Consider the following 15,276-nt stretch of genomic DNA (forward strand, 5'->3'; position numbering starts at 1 on the left):
AAATGTATAAATTTTTAAATTTTTTGCGCGGCTTCTTTGCCGTCTAAAATATTGCGCTCTATAAAAGAATATTCCCAGCCGCCGTAACGGCCTATGCCGGTAATATTGTGGGTTTTTAACTCTGCCAATATGCTTTGCACGCTTGCCGCCCTGTCGTGGTTATAAACGGCGTAAGCGGGGTTAACGGTAAGCCAAAGCTTGGCTAAAATTTTATCTTCCTTATTTATTATACCTGTGCTGTAAAGACTAGTCAAAATTTCTTTTTCTAACGCTTTAAAATCAGGCTCTTTCGCGTTTTGCCCGGCCGCTACTTCTACGTAAAGCGCGCTTGCGCCGGCCGGGGCCACAGCGGGAGAAAACGAGCTTTGCACCCCCACACGGTAAAACTTAAATTTATCTTCCGGAAAATAGGCCCAGCTTAAGTTGTCTATCACTCTGTCCACGCCCAGGTTAAGCACGTAGACTTTAGTATGTTTTAGTTTTTTAGCATCCGCTTTGGCGGCGGGGGCTATGCCTTTGCATATGGCGGTAAATTTATCCAGCGGCATTGTGTTTATAAGGTTTTCAAATTCAATATCGCCCTCAGATGTTTTAGCTGTTTTATTTTTTACGTCCACGCTTAGCAGTGTTGTATTATAAAGTATGTTTGGTGTTTTTGCGGCAATAGCGTCAGCCAGCGCGCCTATGCCGCCTGTTTTTGGGTAAAAAAAGTGTGTGTTGTAACCGTAGGAGGCGCGGGTTTTAAAGTAGGCGCCTTTTACAATATCTTCTAGGTTTGTTTTGGGTACAAAGGTATTGCACCAGTCTGTAGTAAGCTGGTTCAAATCGGTTTGCCAAATTTTTTGGTTGTAGGGGAACATGAAATGTTTGCAAATACCCTCGCCGTAAGTTGCCATTGCCCAGGCGGCAAAGCTGTCAAAATTCTTTTTTTTATTTTTAGCGGCCGCCATAAGCGCGGTTACACACTCGGACACAATTTCCTGTGGCAGGTAAGATAAATTAGCCTGAAACGGGAACGGGACCATGGTGTCATGGCAATAAACAAAAGCTTTTCTTTTAACTATAAGCGTGTTTTTGCCAAGCATTTTTTTAAGAAAGTCACGTGTGTACGCCTGCTGCGTGTGTATAACGTGGCCGCTGTAATCAAAGGTAAACCCCTTATGTTCTATACTGGTGCAAAGCCCGCCCGGGTATGCGGCGGCCTCAACCACGGCATAATCTTTTTTGCCAAGTTTGTTAAGGTGGTAGGCGGCGCTTAGGCCTGTTATGCCCGCGCCTATAATAAGTGTTTTTACTTTCATTTTTTTAGTTTATATATGTAGTATCCGGCTAACAGCATGTCCGCCGCGCACACAAGTAAAATTATGTATGACCAGACAGGTTTTAAATTAACCACGCACAGCGCCATTGCGCCATAAAATAAGGAGGCCAACATCATTATGGTAACAGTTGCAACGGGCGAAACGCCATACTCTTTAAGTATTATAAGCATGTGATCAGGCGAGCCTTTTAGCGGGTTTTTACCCTGTATCATTCTGACAATAAAAACAAACGCCGTATCCCACAGCGGTACCGCCAAAATAAGTATGGGGGCAAAAACAGCCAGCGGGCTTTTCATAGTATACTCCGCGCCCATAGCAACGGCCGATAGCACAAAACCCAGCAGCATGCTGCCGCCGTCGCCCATAAAAGATTTGAAAGTTTTGCTTACGTTAAACGGCCAAAACGCCAATGCCCCGCCTAAGAGTGCGGCGGCGGCAAAGTTAACATAAATATGTTCCGAAGGCAACGCCACAATTATAAAAAATAGTGCCGCTACGCAAGCTTGGCTGACGGCAAAAGAGTCGGCAATATCAAGCAGATTAAAAGCGTTAGTTACGCCTATTACCCACAACATTGTTAAAGCGTAAGAAATAAAAGTATTTTGTATGAAATTTATTTTAATGCCGTAGTGTATAAGCGCGTACGCGGCCGCCGCCTGCGCCAGCAGTTTAATGCCGGTGCCAAGGCCTTTTGGTTTTTTAATATCGTCTATAAGCCCGCATATATAAATGATAGCGCCGCCGGCAAATATGCCGCGCAGGCTGTGCAGTGTGCCTGTGGGGAAATCCGTAATAAAACGCATTATTATAAGGCTGAAAAAGAAACCCGCCGCTATTGCCGTGCCGCCAACTAACGGTACGCTGCCGCTGTGCGTTTTAATTCCCGCAGGCACGTCAACAAAACGTGTGCCCAAAAAGCGTAATAAAACAGCGCATACAAAGGATGATATTAAGAATGCCGCCAGAAAACACAGCACGTAATTTAACAAATTTTGCATAATATATATAATATATAAAATAAGAAAGGCTTTATGGGGGAGTAATGTTTAAGAAAATTTTAGCTTTATCAGCGGTTGTTTTACTGCTTAACGCCTGCGCGACATTTGGCGCTAAGAAAGATTACAGCCAAATGGCGGCCGGCAGGGGTACACCGTCGTATTTTAGCAATGGGGAAACAGCTGTAGCTTTTAAAACAACATCTGTAATAAGAGACATAAATTTAGAGGGTGTGCTTATAATAAAGAGCCTTGATGGCGGCGACTACAGCGTTAAAATAATGGGCCCTATGGGCACTAAGATAGTAGACGCGGCGCTTATTAACGGCAAGGTTAGTTATGATTATGTGCTGCCTGATATTAACACAGGCGTTATAAAAAGCAGATTTGAAAAGTGTATTTTTGCGTTGCTTGTGCCGCCCGGTAAAGTGAAGAAAGCCAAATTTAAAAAGGATGGCACCCTTGAACTAAGAAAAGAGCATGTCAACGGCACAACAACCTATGTGTATACTGACGGGGCCTCTTTCCCTGGCAGCGCAACTTCCGGCAGTATAACAATAGCGTACTCAAACTACGAGCCTTACGCAACACAGCAGCTGCCTTATAGTATTTACTATAAAGATTCTTTTGCGGAAGTTGACCTTAATTTGGAATTAATCTCAATAAGATAGTTTTTACTTGTTAACTTTTAGTAAAAATTATAATATACAAAATATGAGCATACATTTTATTTTAGCAGCTTCAGGTTTTACCATTACTTTTATTTTGCTTTTTTACTTTACGGCAAAATACAGGGAAGCCGCCGCGGACGAAGGCACCTTTGTCACGGAAGATTCCCCGCAGGTAATTACAGGCGACGAGAAGACGCCCGCCTCTATAGCCGCTACTATAAAGCGCGCCAGCATGGGCGGCCCGTACAGCTCAATGAGTTTGGAAATAGAAGATTTAAAAGAAAAATTAAAAGACATGCACTACCGCAACGAGGAGCTGCGCCTGCTTAGCGACAACCGCTCAACAGAACTGTTAAAAGCCGTGGCCCGCCTGGAGTCGCGCTTAAATACCTTTGAAGAAGAGTATATTAAAAAGTTGCAGCCGACCTTGGTCAGCCTAATAGAAGATTTAGAAAAAATGAAAAATATAGAAAATTAAATAATCCCGCTCTTTAGAGCGGGATTTTTAATGATTTATTATCTCATGTTTTTGAAGGGATTATATATTATTTCGTAGGTATCGCCCGCCGGGGATTTAATTTTAAACACAATCTCTTCACCAATAGCCGGGAAATGTATTTTGTCCAATTTTATATGTTGTGTGCCGTTGGGATTTTGCGGAATCTCTTTTATTTTACCGCCGTCTTTCCATATTTCCACCGCGGTAAGTATGTCCTCTTCGGCAAACTGCGCTATGGGTCTGTTAAAATAAGTGAGCTGTTTTTTTAATCTGTACCCGTTATTGTTTATAAAATCTTCCACGTATTCTTCAGTTATGGGTACTGTTATGCCGGAAAAGCTTACGGCGCTAAGTTTGCCCTCGGCGTCTAACAGCGCGGCAAACGGGTGGTTTGCGCCTTCGGGCGTAAAACTTTCTTTGGTGTTAGAAAGTTTTAAAGGTTTAATTTTTTCGGATATATTTTGCGGCACTTTAAATAATGCCAGCCCATTACCCATATCCATAAGCGGGACGCTAAAATTTATTATCTGCTGCTCTTTTGGCGAATATAAACGGAAAGAAATTTTTCCCGCGTTTGATTTGGTTATGCCCAGTGTTTCTATACTTCCGTTTATTTCACTTGTAAAAGTGTAAGCGTTGTAAAGTAAATCTCCTGAGTTGTCGCTGCGTACGTTTACGGTGGCGTTAGCCAAGGCGCCGCTTTTAACTTCTTTTTCAGTTTTTTGCTCTGCGGGTATGGTATGGGTTATAAATCTTACTTGGCCGTTGCCAGATGTAATTGTAAACTTTAAAGTTTGGCCTGGCAGCAGTTTTATACTGTTTTCAAGGTGGGCGTAGTCAATATTTTCGGCATAATCATTCCATTCTTTTACAATGGGGTCCTGGCCCGGGGCGGATATTGTGACGGCGTTCAATTTTTCGCCGGTTCCGTTTCCTGTTTCCACGGGGTTTATCGCGCCTATTTTTTGACCGTTTATTATAAGCGGGTACTCCATCTTTCCGCCGTTATAATAAGCTTGCATAAAGTCAGCAAGCAGGTTTATATTAACGGCGTAGCTGGGCGAGAAATCGCTCTTGCCTTTCATGTGTATGGCTACCAGTTTACCCTCGTTATTTACCAGCGGGCTGCCGCATACGCCGGAGGCGTTATGCATGTTAAAATTGCTTGTGGTTCTTATTTTTAACTGGTCAATGCCTGTTACTATTCTATATGGTATTTTGCCAAATTTAAAACCGGCAAAACCGTAAGATGTTAAAAAATCGCCTAAATCCACATTATCCGCTATTTTTAACGGATAAGCATTTGTAAGCGCGCTTTGCGGTATTTCTATAACCATAAAATCCGGCCCGTTTATGCCGCCGTGGCCGTATGCCAAAACTTTACTTTTTATTTTTTTATATTCGCCGTTATTATAAATGGCTGTTGTGAGCATGCCGTCCTGGTCCAATTTCATTAAATGATACGCGGACAGGCCCAAAATTTTCTTTTCCCCGTTATGTTCAAATTCCACCAACGTCCCCGTGCCAAGCATGCCGCCTGATATGGGGGCGTGTATAGAGAAGGTGGCGTTAAGTATATTTTCTTCCACCGTTTCCAAATTATACGGCGCGGACTCTTTATGCTTGTATGTTATTGTTTCCCTTTTCGGTTCGGCTCCGGTTTCGGGGTCCATAAGTCCGTTTAAAGTTAGGGTAAGAACGTCGCCCTCTTCAAGGTCAAAATAATCTTCCAGCTTAGAAGTGTTTACCAGGCCAAAACCGCTGAATGTAAATGAAAATGTGCCGCCTGCGGGATTGGTGATGACGGCGTGTTCCGGACGTCTGTTAGAGGCCATTTGCCCTATTTTTATACCTTCATATATAAGCGGCAGCTTTTCCACGCCGCCTTCATTATGGTAGATGTCAAACAGACGGTTAATATACTGCGCGTTAGCCGCGTATGCGGCGGAATTATCGTGCTCCTTGCCGTTTTGCATACCAACCACATAGCCTCTGCTGTCTAACAAGGGGCTGCCGCATGCGCCATTAGGGTTTTGTGTGTATGGCCAGCTTGTTGTTATTTTTAACGGGGTTACCTTAAGCGTTTGTCTTGGGTTGCTTTTTGCAAAATTCTTCATTTCGTATCCGTAAGAAACTGAAACGTCCCCTTCGCGGATGGTTTTAGACGCTACTTTTAGGGGGAATACCCCTGCCAGGTCATTTTGGTTAAAGTCTATAAGCGCGATATCGGCCGTATCTTCAAACTTACCATAATCATTACCCATGGCTACAAATGTGCCGTGTACCACTTTACGGTGTCCGCCGTTATATAAAGATATTGTCATCTTTTCCCCAAGTTCAAAGGGGGTAAAGTGGAACGCTGTTATACCGTAAATTTTCTTTTTACCGTTTTCCTCACGTTCTATAAATGTGCCGCTGCCAAGAAATTTACCGTCAACATTACTTTTTACGTAGAAAGTAGCGTCCATTATGTTTTTTTCTACGGTTTCAAATGTGTAAGGCTCGCCGTTATAAGCTGTTTCAATTAACGGATTAATTTGGTGTAGGTCTGTTTTGGGGCGTTTGGCGGTTTCTGTTAATATTTTATCTAACTCTTTTTGCTGCTCTTGCGTTAAACTAAAAAAATTGTTCATTAAGTATTGGCTGATATAACCGTTCTTCGCGTTGTTTAACTCGCGCTCTAATCTGCCGTGGTCCACACGTTCTGTCTCAGGCATTTTTGGTGTTTCTTCGCCGGGGTTTTGCATTATGGCTGATGGATGCGCTGCGCTGTCCGTTGTGTTTGTTATGATTCGTTCAAGCATGTTTACTTGTGCGGGCTGAGGTATTGCCTCCGTTTTCACGGTTTTGGTTTGCGGCTGCGTTATTACTTCTGTTTTATTGTTAAATAGGGTTCCCGCTAAGGTTGTTATATAACTAAAACCTTTTGTTATGTTTGGCGTTTGCGCGGGGAGCTGCGCCGGGGTGCCTGTGATATCGCTTATTACATTGGCGCCTTTGCCTTTGTTTAAAGTTGATAAGGCTTCTTCCGCTTTGACGTAATTTTGCGTCAGTGTTTCTAATATGTTTGTGATGGGCTGAACCTGCGGCTGGGTTATTACCTCAACCTCCGATACCTGCGGTCTGGGTTTATATAAAGTTTTTACCTCGTTGGTAAGCGTGTTTAATATCGGCCCGCTTGTTTGCGGCTGCGGTCTGGGTTTGGTTAATACGTCAACATTACCGCCGCCCACTTGCGGCCTTGCGCCGCCCGGTCTGCCACTGTTAAATACAGGTACTTTAGTGTTTGGCGGCGTATAAATATTTGTGCCCGGTGTTGTGCCCGGGTTCCTGGGCGTTTTGAGCCCAAACGCTTCATTGTACTCTTTTATTAAATCTAATCCTATTTGTTTGTTTACTTCTACTTGCGGTTTTAAATTAGAGCCTATAGCTTCGCTGGGGGCGGCTTTGCCGGCCTGCGCGCCGCGGCTTGCGCTAAAGTAGCGCCCTATCCTGCTGCCTCTGGCCCACTGCGGGATGCTTGCCACGAACTCCATAAAACTTGGTAAACTTACCACCAAGGCTACCATATATACCCCGCCCATTATTTGGTCAAATCCTCTCGCTCCGGACATCGCTTTGCGGTACTCCGTTACCATGCCTATGTGGTTCTCATTGATTGCGCTGCCTCTGCCTAATTCAAGTTCTATTCTGCGTCTGGTGCCTTCAGGCATGTCTGCGTACGCGCTGCCGGCTTTGTACGCGTAATACAGTTTTTGGTTGTAGTCCGAATAAATAGCAGCGCCGATAGTGAACGGTTTGTGTAAATTGGGTTCTTCCGATACCAACTCACTTACTAACTTTTTACCCCTCGCTCCGCCAAATAATATTAACTCTGAACCTATGTCCTCCCATACGTTCCTCGTCGGCATCATCACACAATCACGCGTGCTTGAGAACGGCGTACACTTGCCTGCCGTGCTTGGAAGACCAAACTTTTTTATGTGTTTTACGTCAGGGTATTCAAAGCGTATTGTGACCTCGTTATTGTATACTCCTTTAAAATATTTGTAACCTCTTTCTACATAACTAGTCACCCAGATTAAATCGAAAAACGCGTTTAACGCTATCTTAAAAACGTTGGTGGGGGTCGCTTTTTTTACGCTGTTTTTTATTACTTTTTTTAGCGCTTCGTACGACGCCTCGCTGTCCATTAACATCAGCGCGTTCGCCCCGCCTTTTAACACCGCGTGCGCGTTACGCCCCATGTAATTGTGGTTTAAAAATTCGTATACGTTTTGTTCGCCCTGGCCCAAATATCCCAACGCCAACATGCTTGTCACGGCGTTAGGACACAGACGGTCTTTTTTGTTGCGCGCTATCGCCCAATCTTCGCGGATCTCCATACCGCTTACTTCATCGCAAACCCATTTTAACTCTAAACCTTTTTTAAAATACGCGGCTAAAACGTGGTTCGTGTCATAGTCCACACCGTCCGTCTTTAACATTATTTTGTAAACCTGCTCACTGTAATGCAAGGCTGTCTCGCGGTCCGTTACCTTCTCAAATGACTTCGCGAAAGCTTTTAAAAAACCTTTGTTCAACGCGTTAAATGTTACCGCCATTTTTACACTGCCGTCGGCGTTTTTTACCGTTATGTACATGTCTTTGTGCCCGCGCCCCGGCGCCGTCCATACTTCACGGCCAGTCGCGTCCGCCTTCAAATACTCGTAATCGCGTAATATGTGGTAATATTCGCTGATGATTTTACCGTGCGCGGCGGAGCCGCTTCTGGCGGATTTGCCGACCAAGCTAAAGTAACGGTAAGCTTCACCGGTCTCGTTAAGTTCAAGCTGCCCCGGAGTTACATTGATGTTTTTTAAATTTTTAAACTTGGCTATAGCACCCGCAAACTCTTCGTTCTTTAAAGTTATTAGACGCTCCGCACCCGCTTGACGGGTGGATTCGCTAACAGCTACTGAAGATTGCCGCGCTTGCTTTTTTATGTCTTCTTTATTTAGGTATATAAGGGTATTATTAGATTTTCTGCTTTGCGCTAAGGAGGGCAGCGGCAAGGCTGTGATTAAAATGCTGTTTATAAGCAGAAGAGAAATTATTTTTTTCATAGTAGCCATAACGAACGTTAATATTTATATCTTAATTGTAAATGTATAGGGGGGAAGACGCCAGGGTCTTAAGGCCTAGGCCATATGTAGGCCCTTAGGGTATAGAACATAGTGATTTATGATTAATTTATAAGATTTTACAGCATATTAAAAAAATGTTATTCTGTAACAATAATTAAGGAGAATTTTATGAAAAAAGGTTTTACATTAATTGAGTTGTTGGTAGTGGTTCTAATAATAGGTATATTAGCAGCCATTGCCCTGCCGCAATATACCAAAGCGGTGGAAAAAAGCCGCAGCGCGGAACTTTTGACCAATGTCGCCGCCATAGAAAGGGCTTTTCAAATGGTGCATTTGGCGCAAAATATTGACGGTGAGACAAACGGGCAGAATATTGGCGAGTTGGAACTTACAGGCGGCGAATGGGAAGACGATATGACCTACAATACAAAGAATTTCCGCTATGACGTGCAGTGTGGTAATTCCAATAACTGCGTGCTGACAACTTATAGAATTAATGAAGCTAACAATTATAGTCTTTATATAACTTTTATTAATGGAGTTTTTGACAAACAGTGTGTAACTCAGGCCACTGCAAACGGAAAGACAATGTGTAAGGCTATGGAAGCAAACGGCTATACATATGTTGATTCTGAAATGTAATTTAATGTTTTAAAAGGCCCCGCTTTTTAGCGGGGCCTTTTATTTTTAGTTAGTCTTCTTTATTTTTAAACTGCGCGTTGTAAAGCGTGTGGTATGGGCCGTCAATATTTTTAAGCAGCTCTTTGTGGGAGCCGGTTTCCATAATGTGCCCCTCGTTAATTACTACAATTTTGTCGGCGTTTTGCACGGTGGAAAGCCTGTGCGCTATAACAAAAACCGTTCTGTTCTTCATCAGGTTTTCTATAGCTTTTTGCACAACGGCTTCTGACTTGTTGTCCAGCGCGCTGGTGGCTTCGTCCAGTATAACAATAGGCGCGTTTTTAATAAACGCTCTTGCTATGGCCACACGCTGTTTTTGGCCGCCGCTTAAGGTAGTGCCGCGCTCGCCTATAATAGTGTTAAGACCGTCGGGCAATGTGGATATAAAACTGTCTAAATGGGCTGATTTAACGGCGTAGGCCACTTCTTCTTCCGTAGCGTCAAGTTTGCCAAGCAGGATATTTTCGCGGATTGTGCCGCCAAAAAGGAAGTTATCTTGAAACACTATGGCTATTTGACTGCGAAGTGAGGCTATGTCTAAATCTTTTACATCAACGCCGTCTATTTTTACCGCGCCTTTTTGCACGTCATAAAAACGGGGGATAAGGTTAACAAAAGTACTTTTGCCGCCGCCAGAGTTGCCCACCAAGGCTATTGTTTGGCCTACATCAACTTTGATATTAATATCTTTAAGCACAGGTTTGTGCGGTACATAGCTGAAGGTAACGTTATCAAAAGAAATCTCTTTATTTACGCCTGTAAGTATTTTGGCGTCGCGTTTATTTTTGATTTTAGGCTCAAGGGCGAAGATTTCAAAAATTCTATCAATAGCCATAAACGCGCGCTGTATATCAATAACGTTGTTGCCTATTGTTTTAAGCGGAGTGTAAAGCAACAGCATAGCGCCCATAAAAGCGACAAAGTCGCCGCTGGTTATTACACCGTTAAGAACAAGTGAGTTGCTATACCAAAACACGCCCGCTATACCTATAGATAGTACAAAGTGCATTACGGGGGAAACCCAGTTTGTGTACTGCACCATTTTAACGGACAAGGTAAAAGTTTTGTCCATAATACCATCGTACTTTTTATTCTGGTAATCTTGCAGATTGTAAGCGGCTATAATTTTGTTGCCGCCGGAGGTTTCATTATTGGCGGTAACGGCGCTGGCGTTGGCCGATACTGTTTTATCCACAACGCCTTTCATTTTTTTACGGACGAAACGCAGCGGTATAAACGCCACCACAAGCGCTATTATGGCGATAATTGTTAAATGTTTGGAGCTGATAATCATGACGTAAATAAGCGCTACGGAAGAGAATATTTTGGAAATAAACATCCTAAGGTTGGATATTAAGGAGCTGCTGGCTACAAAGGCGTCGTTACAAAAACGCTGTACTATGGTGCCGGAGTCAGTTTGGTCAAAGTAAGCGGAGTCAAGCGTAAGCAGTTTTTTGTATAGGTCTCTGCCGATGTTGGTAGAAATTTTGTTGCCCAGCCATGTGTTGATATATGTGGATGCGTACAGCAATATACCTTGCACGGTGGTAAAAGCTACTATAAGAGCGGGTATTAATACGGCGAACGTGGCGTCTTTGCCAAGCAGCACTCTGTCTACATAGGGTTGTAAAAATTTTGCAATAATAGCGTCCATAGCGCCGACAGGTATGGCTATGAACAGCGCTAAAATACACCTGAACCAGTATTTTTTGGCATAAGGCCAAATGCGTTTGTAGCTGCGGATAAAAACGTTAGGGTCTTTAAAATCTTTTATGTTTAATTTCATAAAGTCTCGCTATAAATGATATTTATAAATTATACAAATTATAAGGGCGCGATTTTTGCTAAAATAAACACATGGGACTGGAAGAATTGCAGGAAAAAGAATACTTTACTATCGGCGACGTTAAAAGAATTTGCGGCGTGCCGGAGTATTCCGTGCGCTACTGGGAGGCCGAGTTCGGCCTTATAAAACCCGTGCGCAAAGCCAGCGGCCACAGGCGCTATACCAGGGCAGATATTGAAACAATTTTAAAAATAAAAGATTTAATTTACCGCCAAAAAATGACGCTGGAAGGTGCAAAAAAAACTCTTTCTTCACGCGCTAAAGGGGGGAGTGAAACAGCCAAGTCTGACACGAGAATTTTAAAAGAAATTCACGAAACCCTTTCACAAATTTTAAAAGAATGGTAAAATATATATGTTGCAAATATTTAAATTCTTTTTTCTTTAGTAAAAAATAAATAAATATTGAGCAAGCCAACTTACGGGTAGTGGCCTAAAGCAAAGCTTTAGCTTTGCGGATAAAATAAAAGCCACTAATCCTACAAAAGCAATAAAAACAGTAACAGGTTTACCTAGGGGAGTGGCCCAAAGCAAAGTTTACTTTGCGTATCAAATTAGAGCCACTAAGCCTTAGAGGGTAAACAGAAGCAAATAGATTTAACGGGGAGTGGCTTAGTGGTAAAGCGCTCGCTTGGGGTGCGAGAGATCGGGGGTTCAATTCCCCCTTCCCCGACCATTTTTCTTCGTCTTTTTGGCAAATTTTTATTTTTGCTTATGTTCGGATACGAAAAGCGCTTCGCGCTTTGCATGCAGGTATACCTCACAACGCAAAAATAAAAATTTACTCAAAAATACTCGAAAAATTTGATTTTATATTAAGCGGTAAAAGAACCAATTGAATTTTACCGGGGCGTAGCGCAGCTGGTAGCGCGCACCGTTCGGGACGGTGAGGTCGCTGGTTCAAATCCAGTCGCCCCGATGTTTTTAAACAGATTAATTAGAAATGCTAATTAATCTGTTTTTTTTGTATCATATAACGGATATTTTAAATTTAAAGGAGATAATATGAAAAAGGGTTTTACATTAATTGAATTATTGGTAGTAGTATTAATCATAGGCATACTTGCCGCAATCGCTTTACCGCAGTACACCAAAGCGGTGGAAAAGTCACGCGTGGCGGAGGCTTTGCTTAATAATAAAAATATTTTGGACGCTATGCAGCGTTATGTTCTGGCGCAAGGCTTGCCTTCTACAAATACACACGGCAAAGCTATGGTAGACAATTTGGATATAGATATAAGCGGCGGCAGCTGGGATAGCGACAATTCTTCTCTATATACCACCAAAAATTTTTACTACACTATGTCTTGCTCATCCGGGGGTTGCGGGGTGTCTGCTTTTAGAAGCCGTGGCGGACAAAATATTTATATGATTGAGGATAGTATAAATTCCGACGGCACGTTTGACAAACGGTGCTACACCTACGAAACCGACATTGGCCAAGGCATTTGTAAACAGCTTGTTTCTAACGCTTACACAACTTACGACGAAGAATATTAATTTAAACTTCAAACACCCCGGGGCTTAACTCCCGGGGTGTTTTTTATATATTAATCTAATTGACTTTAAAGGTTAATTATTATAAATTCGGTGTAAGAGTTAAATAAGGAGATGTATATGAAAAAAGGGTTTACGCTCATTGAGCTGTTGGTTGTAGTATTAATCATAGGCATACTTGCCGCAATCGCTTTACCGCAATACACAAAAGCGGTGGAAAAATCCCGCAGTGCTGAAGCGGTGCTTAATAATAAAAATATTTTGGACGCCATGGAGCGTTATGTTCTGGCGCAAGATTACCCCGCCACGCCTATATACGGAAAGGCTGTTATTGATAATTTAGATATTGATATAAGCGGCGGCAGTTGGGACGCCGCCACATCACGTATCTACTCTACAAAAAATTTTAACTATACAATGGAGTGCGGTTCCGCGGGATGCCTTGTAAGGGCGATTAGAAACAGAGGCGGTAGTGGCATTTATGCGCTGGATGACGCTATAATTGCCCCTAATTTTCTTGAAAAACGCTGCTACACCGCAGAAACAAAAGAAGGGGATGTAATATGTAAACAACTTGCTTCCAACGGCTATACAATTTACGATGAGGAACTGCCGTTTTAACTTAAAACGCCCCGGGTTTAACCCGGGGCGTTTTTGTTAAGCGCGGCGGATAATTGACTTTGAAAATTAATTATTATAGATTTGGAGTAGATGTAAACTATAGGAGGGGTATATGAAAAAACTTGTCGCAATAATGTTTGCCGTATTTATGCTGGCGGGCGCGGCGCACGCGGATATATTTTTGGGCGTGAAAGGCGGTGTGGGGGAACAGGAAGACAACCTTAAGGATATTGTTTCTAACAACTATTCCTATTCTGACAGCAAATCTATAATTGGCGCGGAAGCGGGTATAGAAACGCACGGGGACTCCAAACACAGGTTTGGCCTTAAAGCCGGGCTTAACAGTTACGGTAAAATTGACTCTGAAGATAAAAGCATAGATAAAGACCTTGTGCTTAAAAACACGCTTTCTGTGCCATTAACCGTTTATTATAAATACGCGCCTAAAGATACCGGCGTGCATTTGTGGATAGGCGCGGGCGCTACGTGGGCGTCGCTTAAATTTCAGGATGATATTAAGGATGTTAACGATACCGAATCGCAGATTTTCCCGCACGCCGCGGCGGGGATTGAGTGGAGGATTATAGAGCTTATAGGTATTGGCATAGACCTTACTTATAACTTTGACGCTAAAGTAAAGTCACACGGCATGTACAGAGATTTTACCGGGCTTGAAGGTATGGCGGCTGTAAGACTATATTTGTTTTAAACATTAGCACTTATACGCGCCCCACAACTGTGGGGCGTTTTTTTTTGTATTATTTTGTATTATATAGTGAACATTTTTAATTTAAAGGAGAAAATATGAAAAAGGGTTTTACGTTAATTGAGTTGTTGGTTGTAGTATTAATCATAGGCATACTTGCCGCCATAGCGTTGCCGCAGTATACCAAAGCGGTGGAAAAGTCCCGCGTGACAGAAGCGTTGCTTATGAATAAGAACCTTACAGACGCAATGCAGCGTTATATGCTTGCTACAAACGTTTCTTTAAGCGGAGAAGAGCTTGTGGAAGCTTTAGATATAGATATTTCCGGCGGCACATGGGAAAGTGACACCGCGTATTTTACAAAAAACTTTGAATATACAATGTTTTGTAGTCTGCCTAATACCGGCTGCGGGGTAACCGCTAATAGAATAAGAGGTAGTGAAACCCCCTATGTTTTAGATGTTTTAATTGCGGCTGATTCACAAACGCCTGAAAGAAAGTGTTATACAAACGAATCAGACACAGGTAAAGCTATTTGTAAGCAACTGGCCAGCAACGGTTATATCAATATTGATGAATCTTTTTAGAATATTGCCTGTTGTGCCGGCAAATATCATAAAAAATTATATACAAGTGTAGGCGTTAATAAAATATTAAGTAAAACCCCAGCTGTCATAAGCCGGGGTTTTTTGATATCATAGAAATAATTCAAATTTAAGGAGAGCAAATGAAAAAGGGTTTTACATTAATAGAATTATTAGTTGTAGTTTTAATCATAGGTATACTTGCAGCCATAGCGTTGCCGCAGTATACAAAAGCGGTGGAGAAAAGCCGTCTTGCAGAAGCGCAGCTTATTACCAAAAATATATTGGACGCTATGCAACGCCTGCAATTGGCCCAACCCCCTGCCGCAAGTATATCGGGGAAAGAATTGATTGAATCTTTGGATATAGATTTAAATAGCGGCACATGGGATGGCGTTAGTTATATAACAAAAAACTTTAATTATGTTTTTGCTTGTTCACAATACGGTTGTACTATAGATACAAAAAGAGTGCGCGGGGAGGAGGAGTTGTATCAAATTGAAACATCAATATCTTCCACCGCGGATGTAGAAGATTCTATTTGTTATACAAATAAAACAACAGTGGGCCGGGGCATATGCAAACAGCTTGTTTCAAACGGCTATACTATGGAAGACGCTGAAAGATAACTTTTTGCTTTAATTTTTTAACTTTTAATAAAAAGCCCAGCCGATAGGCGGGGTAAAAGGCTGCCCAACTGGACAGCCGTGTTAATTAGATTTAAAAAGC

At 42.5% G+C, this 15,276-nt stretch carries 13 protein-coding genes and 2 tRNA genes; 11 read left to right on the forward strand and 4 right to left on the reverse strand.

Annotation, left to right across the window (positions count from 1 at the left end; all coding sequences use genetic code 11):
- Nucleotides 1–14: 14 nt before the first annotated feature.
- Nucleotides 15–1,301, reverse strand: coding sequence for a protoporphyrinogen/coproporphyrinogen oxidase (locus tag AAIR98_RS04865; protein WP_423971078.1), 1,287 nt, complete (start codon nucleotides 1,299–1,301; stop codon nucleotides 15–17).
- Nucleotides 1,298–2,320, reverse strand: a complete 1,023-nt coding sequence (locus AAIR98_RS04870; RefSeq protein WP_423971079.1) for an MraY family glycosyltransferase — start codon at nucleotides 2,318–2,320, stop codon at nucleotides 1,298–1,300. Before AAIR98_RS04870 ends, AAIR98_RS04865 begins: the two co-directional genes overlap by 4 nt.
- 44 nt (nucleotides 2,321–2,364) lie before the next feature.
- Here AAIR98_RS04870 and AAIR98_RS04875 point away from each other — a divergent pair, with 44 nt between their 5' ends.
- Nucleotides 2,365–2,988 (forward strand): hypothetical protein, encoded by a 624-nt coding sequence (locus AAIR98_RS04875; protein WP_423971080.1) that lies wholly within the window; start codon nucleotides 2,365–2,367, stop codon nucleotides 2,986–2,988.
- 43 nt (nucleotides 2,989–3,031) lie between these two features.
- Nucleotides 3,032–3,466, forward strand: coding sequence for a hypothetical protein (locus tag AAIR98_RS04880; protein ID WP_423971081.1), 435 nt, complete (start codon nucleotides 3,032–3,034; stop codon nucleotides 3,464–3,466).
- A gap of 38 nt (nucleotides 3,467–3,504) precedes the next feature.
- Here the strand turns inward: AAIR98_RS04880 and AAIR98_RS04885 are convergent, their stop codons facing one another.
- Nucleotides 3,505–8,592 carry a S1 family serine peptidase gene (locus AAIR98_RS04885; protein WP_423971082.1) on the reverse strand — a complete coding sequence of 1,696 codons (5,088 nt, stop codon included), beginning with the start codon at nucleotides 8,590–8,592 and terminating at the stop codon, nucleotides 3,505–3,507.
- Between the two features lie 189 nt (nucleotides 8,593–8,781).
- Between AAIR98_RS04885 and AAIR98_RS04890 the strand changes: the two genes are divergently transcribed.
- Nucleotides 8,782–9,255 (forward strand): type IV pilin protein, encoded by a 474-nt coding sequence (locus AAIR98_RS04890; protein ID WP_423971083.1) that lies wholly within the window; start codon nucleotides 8,782–8,784, stop codon nucleotides 9,253–9,255.
- Nucleotides 9,256–9,304: 49 nt separating this feature from the next.
- On the opposite strand, the gene AAIR98_RS04895 is transcribed toward AAIR98_RS04890, so the two are convergent.
- On the reverse strand, nucleotides 9,305–11,080 hold the full coding sequence (locus AAIR98_RS04895) for an ABC transporter ATP-binding protein (protein WP_423971084.1): 1,776 nt from the start codon (nucleotides 11,078–11,080) through the stop codon (nucleotides 9,305–9,307).
- A 71-nt stretch (nucleotides 11,081–11,151) separates the two neighbouring features.
- Between AAIR98_RS04895 and AAIR98_RS04900 the strand changes: the two genes are divergently transcribed.
- From AAIR98_RS04900 to AAIR98_RS04935, 8 genes are all read left to right on the forward strand, one after another.
- The gene (locus tag AAIR98_RS04900) at nucleotides 11,152–11,487 is read left to right on the forward strand and encodes a MerR family transcriptional regulator (protein ID WP_423971085.1); all 336 of its coding nucleotides are present in this window, start codon (nucleotides 11,152–11,154) and stop codon (nucleotides 11,485–11,487) included.
- A gap of 253 nt (nucleotides 11,488–11,740) precedes the next feature.
- Nucleotides 11,741–11,815: transfer RNA gene (locus AAIR98_RS04905), tRNA-Pro, on the forward strand.
- A 170-nt stretch (nucleotides 11,816–11,985) separates the two neighbouring features.
- Nucleotides 11,986–12,058, forward strand: a tRNA-Pro gene (locus tag AAIR98_RS04910).
- A gap of 86 nt (nucleotides 12,059–12,144) precedes the next feature.
- Nucleotides 12,145–12,639 (forward strand): type IV pilin protein, encoded by a 495-nt coding sequence (locus AAIR98_RS04915; RefSeq protein WP_423971086.1) that lies wholly within the window; start codon nucleotides 12,145–12,147, stop codon nucleotides 12,637–12,639.
- Between the two features lie 117 nt (nucleotides 12,640–12,756).
- The gene (locus AAIR98_RS04920) at nucleotides 12,757–13,257 is read left to right on the forward strand and encodes a type IV pilin protein (protein WP_423971087.1); all 501 of its coding nucleotides are present in this window, start codon (nucleotides 12,757–12,759) and stop codon (nucleotides 13,255–13,257) included.
- 112 nt (nucleotides 13,258–13,369) lie between these two features.
- Nucleotides 13,370–13,966, forward strand: a complete 597-nt coding sequence (locus AAIR98_RS04925) for an outer membrane beta-barrel protein (protein ID WP_423971088.1) — start codon at nucleotides 13,370–13,372, stop codon at nucleotides 13,964–13,966.
- A gap of 95 nt (nucleotides 13,967–14,061) precedes the next feature.
- Nucleotides 14,062–14,550 (forward strand): type IV pilin protein, encoded by a 489-nt coding sequence (locus tag AAIR98_RS04930; protein WP_423971089.1) that lies wholly within the window; start codon nucleotides 14,062–14,064, stop codon nucleotides 14,548–14,550.
- 140 nt (nucleotides 14,551–14,690) lie between these two features.
- Complete coding sequence (locus tag AAIR98_RS04935; RefSeq protein WP_423971090.1) at nucleotides 14,691–15,176, forward strand: type IV pilin protein; 486 nt, start codon at nucleotides 14,691–14,693, stop codon at nucleotides 15,174–15,176.
- Nucleotides 15,177–15,276 lie beyond the last annotated feature (100 nt).

The sequence above is a fragment of the Elusimicrobium simillimum genome (assembly GCF_049639735.1).
In the GTDB taxonomy this organism is placed as follows: domain Bacteria; phylum Elusimicrobiota; class Elusimicrobia; order Elusimicrobiales; family Elusimicrobiaceae; genus Elusimicrobium; species Elusimicrobium simillimum.

Bases quoted from the DNA above. Each gene is read 5' to 3' on its own strand.
- AAIR98_RS04865 (WP_423971078.1), bottom strand. From the start codon at position 1,301: ATGAAAGTAAAAACACTTATTATAGGCGCGGGCATAACAGGCCTAAGC.
- AAIR98_RS04870 (WP_423971079.1), bottom strand. From the start codon at position 2,320: ATGCAAAATTTGTTAAATTACGTGCTGTGTTTTCTGGCGGCATTCTTA.
- AAIR98_RS04875 (WP_423971080.1), top strand. From the start codon at position 2,365: ATGTTTAAGAAAATTTTAGCTTTATCAGCGGTTGTTTTACTGCTTAAC.
- AAIR98_RS04880 (WP_423971081.1), top strand. From the start codon at position 3,032: ATGAGCATACATTTTATTTTAGCAGCTTCAGGTTTTACCATTACTTTT.
- AAIR98_RS04885 (WP_423971082.1), bottom strand. From the start codon at position 8,592: ATGAAAAAAATAATTTCTCTTCTGCTTATAAACAGCATTTTAATCACA.
- AAIR98_RS04890 (WP_423971083.1), top strand. From the start codon at position 8,782: ATGAAAAAAGGTTTTACATTAATTGAGTTGTTGGTAGTGGTTCTAATA.
- AAIR98_RS04895 (WP_423971084.1), bottom strand. From the start codon at position 11,080: ATGAAATTAAACATAAAAGATTTTAAAGACCCTAACGTTTTTATCCGC.
- AAIR98_RS04900 (WP_423971085.1), top strand. From the start codon at position 11,152: ATGGGACTGGAAGAATTGCAGGAAAAAGAATACTTTACTATCGGCGAC.
- AAIR98_RS04915 (WP_423971086.1), top strand. From the start codon at position 12,145: ATGAAAAAGGGTTTTACATTAATTGAATTATTGGTAGTAGTATTAATC.
- AAIR98_RS04920 (WP_423971087.1), top strand. From the start codon at position 12,757: ATGAAAAAAGGGTTTACGCTCATTGAGCTGTTGGTTGTAGTATTAATC.
- AAIR98_RS04925 (WP_423971088.1), top strand. From the start codon at position 13,370: ATGAAAAAACTTGTCGCAATAATGTTTGCCGTATTTATGCTGGCGGGC.
- AAIR98_RS04930 (WP_423971089.1), top strand. From the start codon at position 14,062: ATGAAAAAGGGTTTTACGTTAATTGAGTTGTTGGTTGTAGTATTAATC.
- AAIR98_RS04935 (WP_423971090.1), top strand. From the start codon at position 14,691: ATGAAAAAGGGTTTTACATTAATAGAATTATTAGTTGTAGTTTTAATC.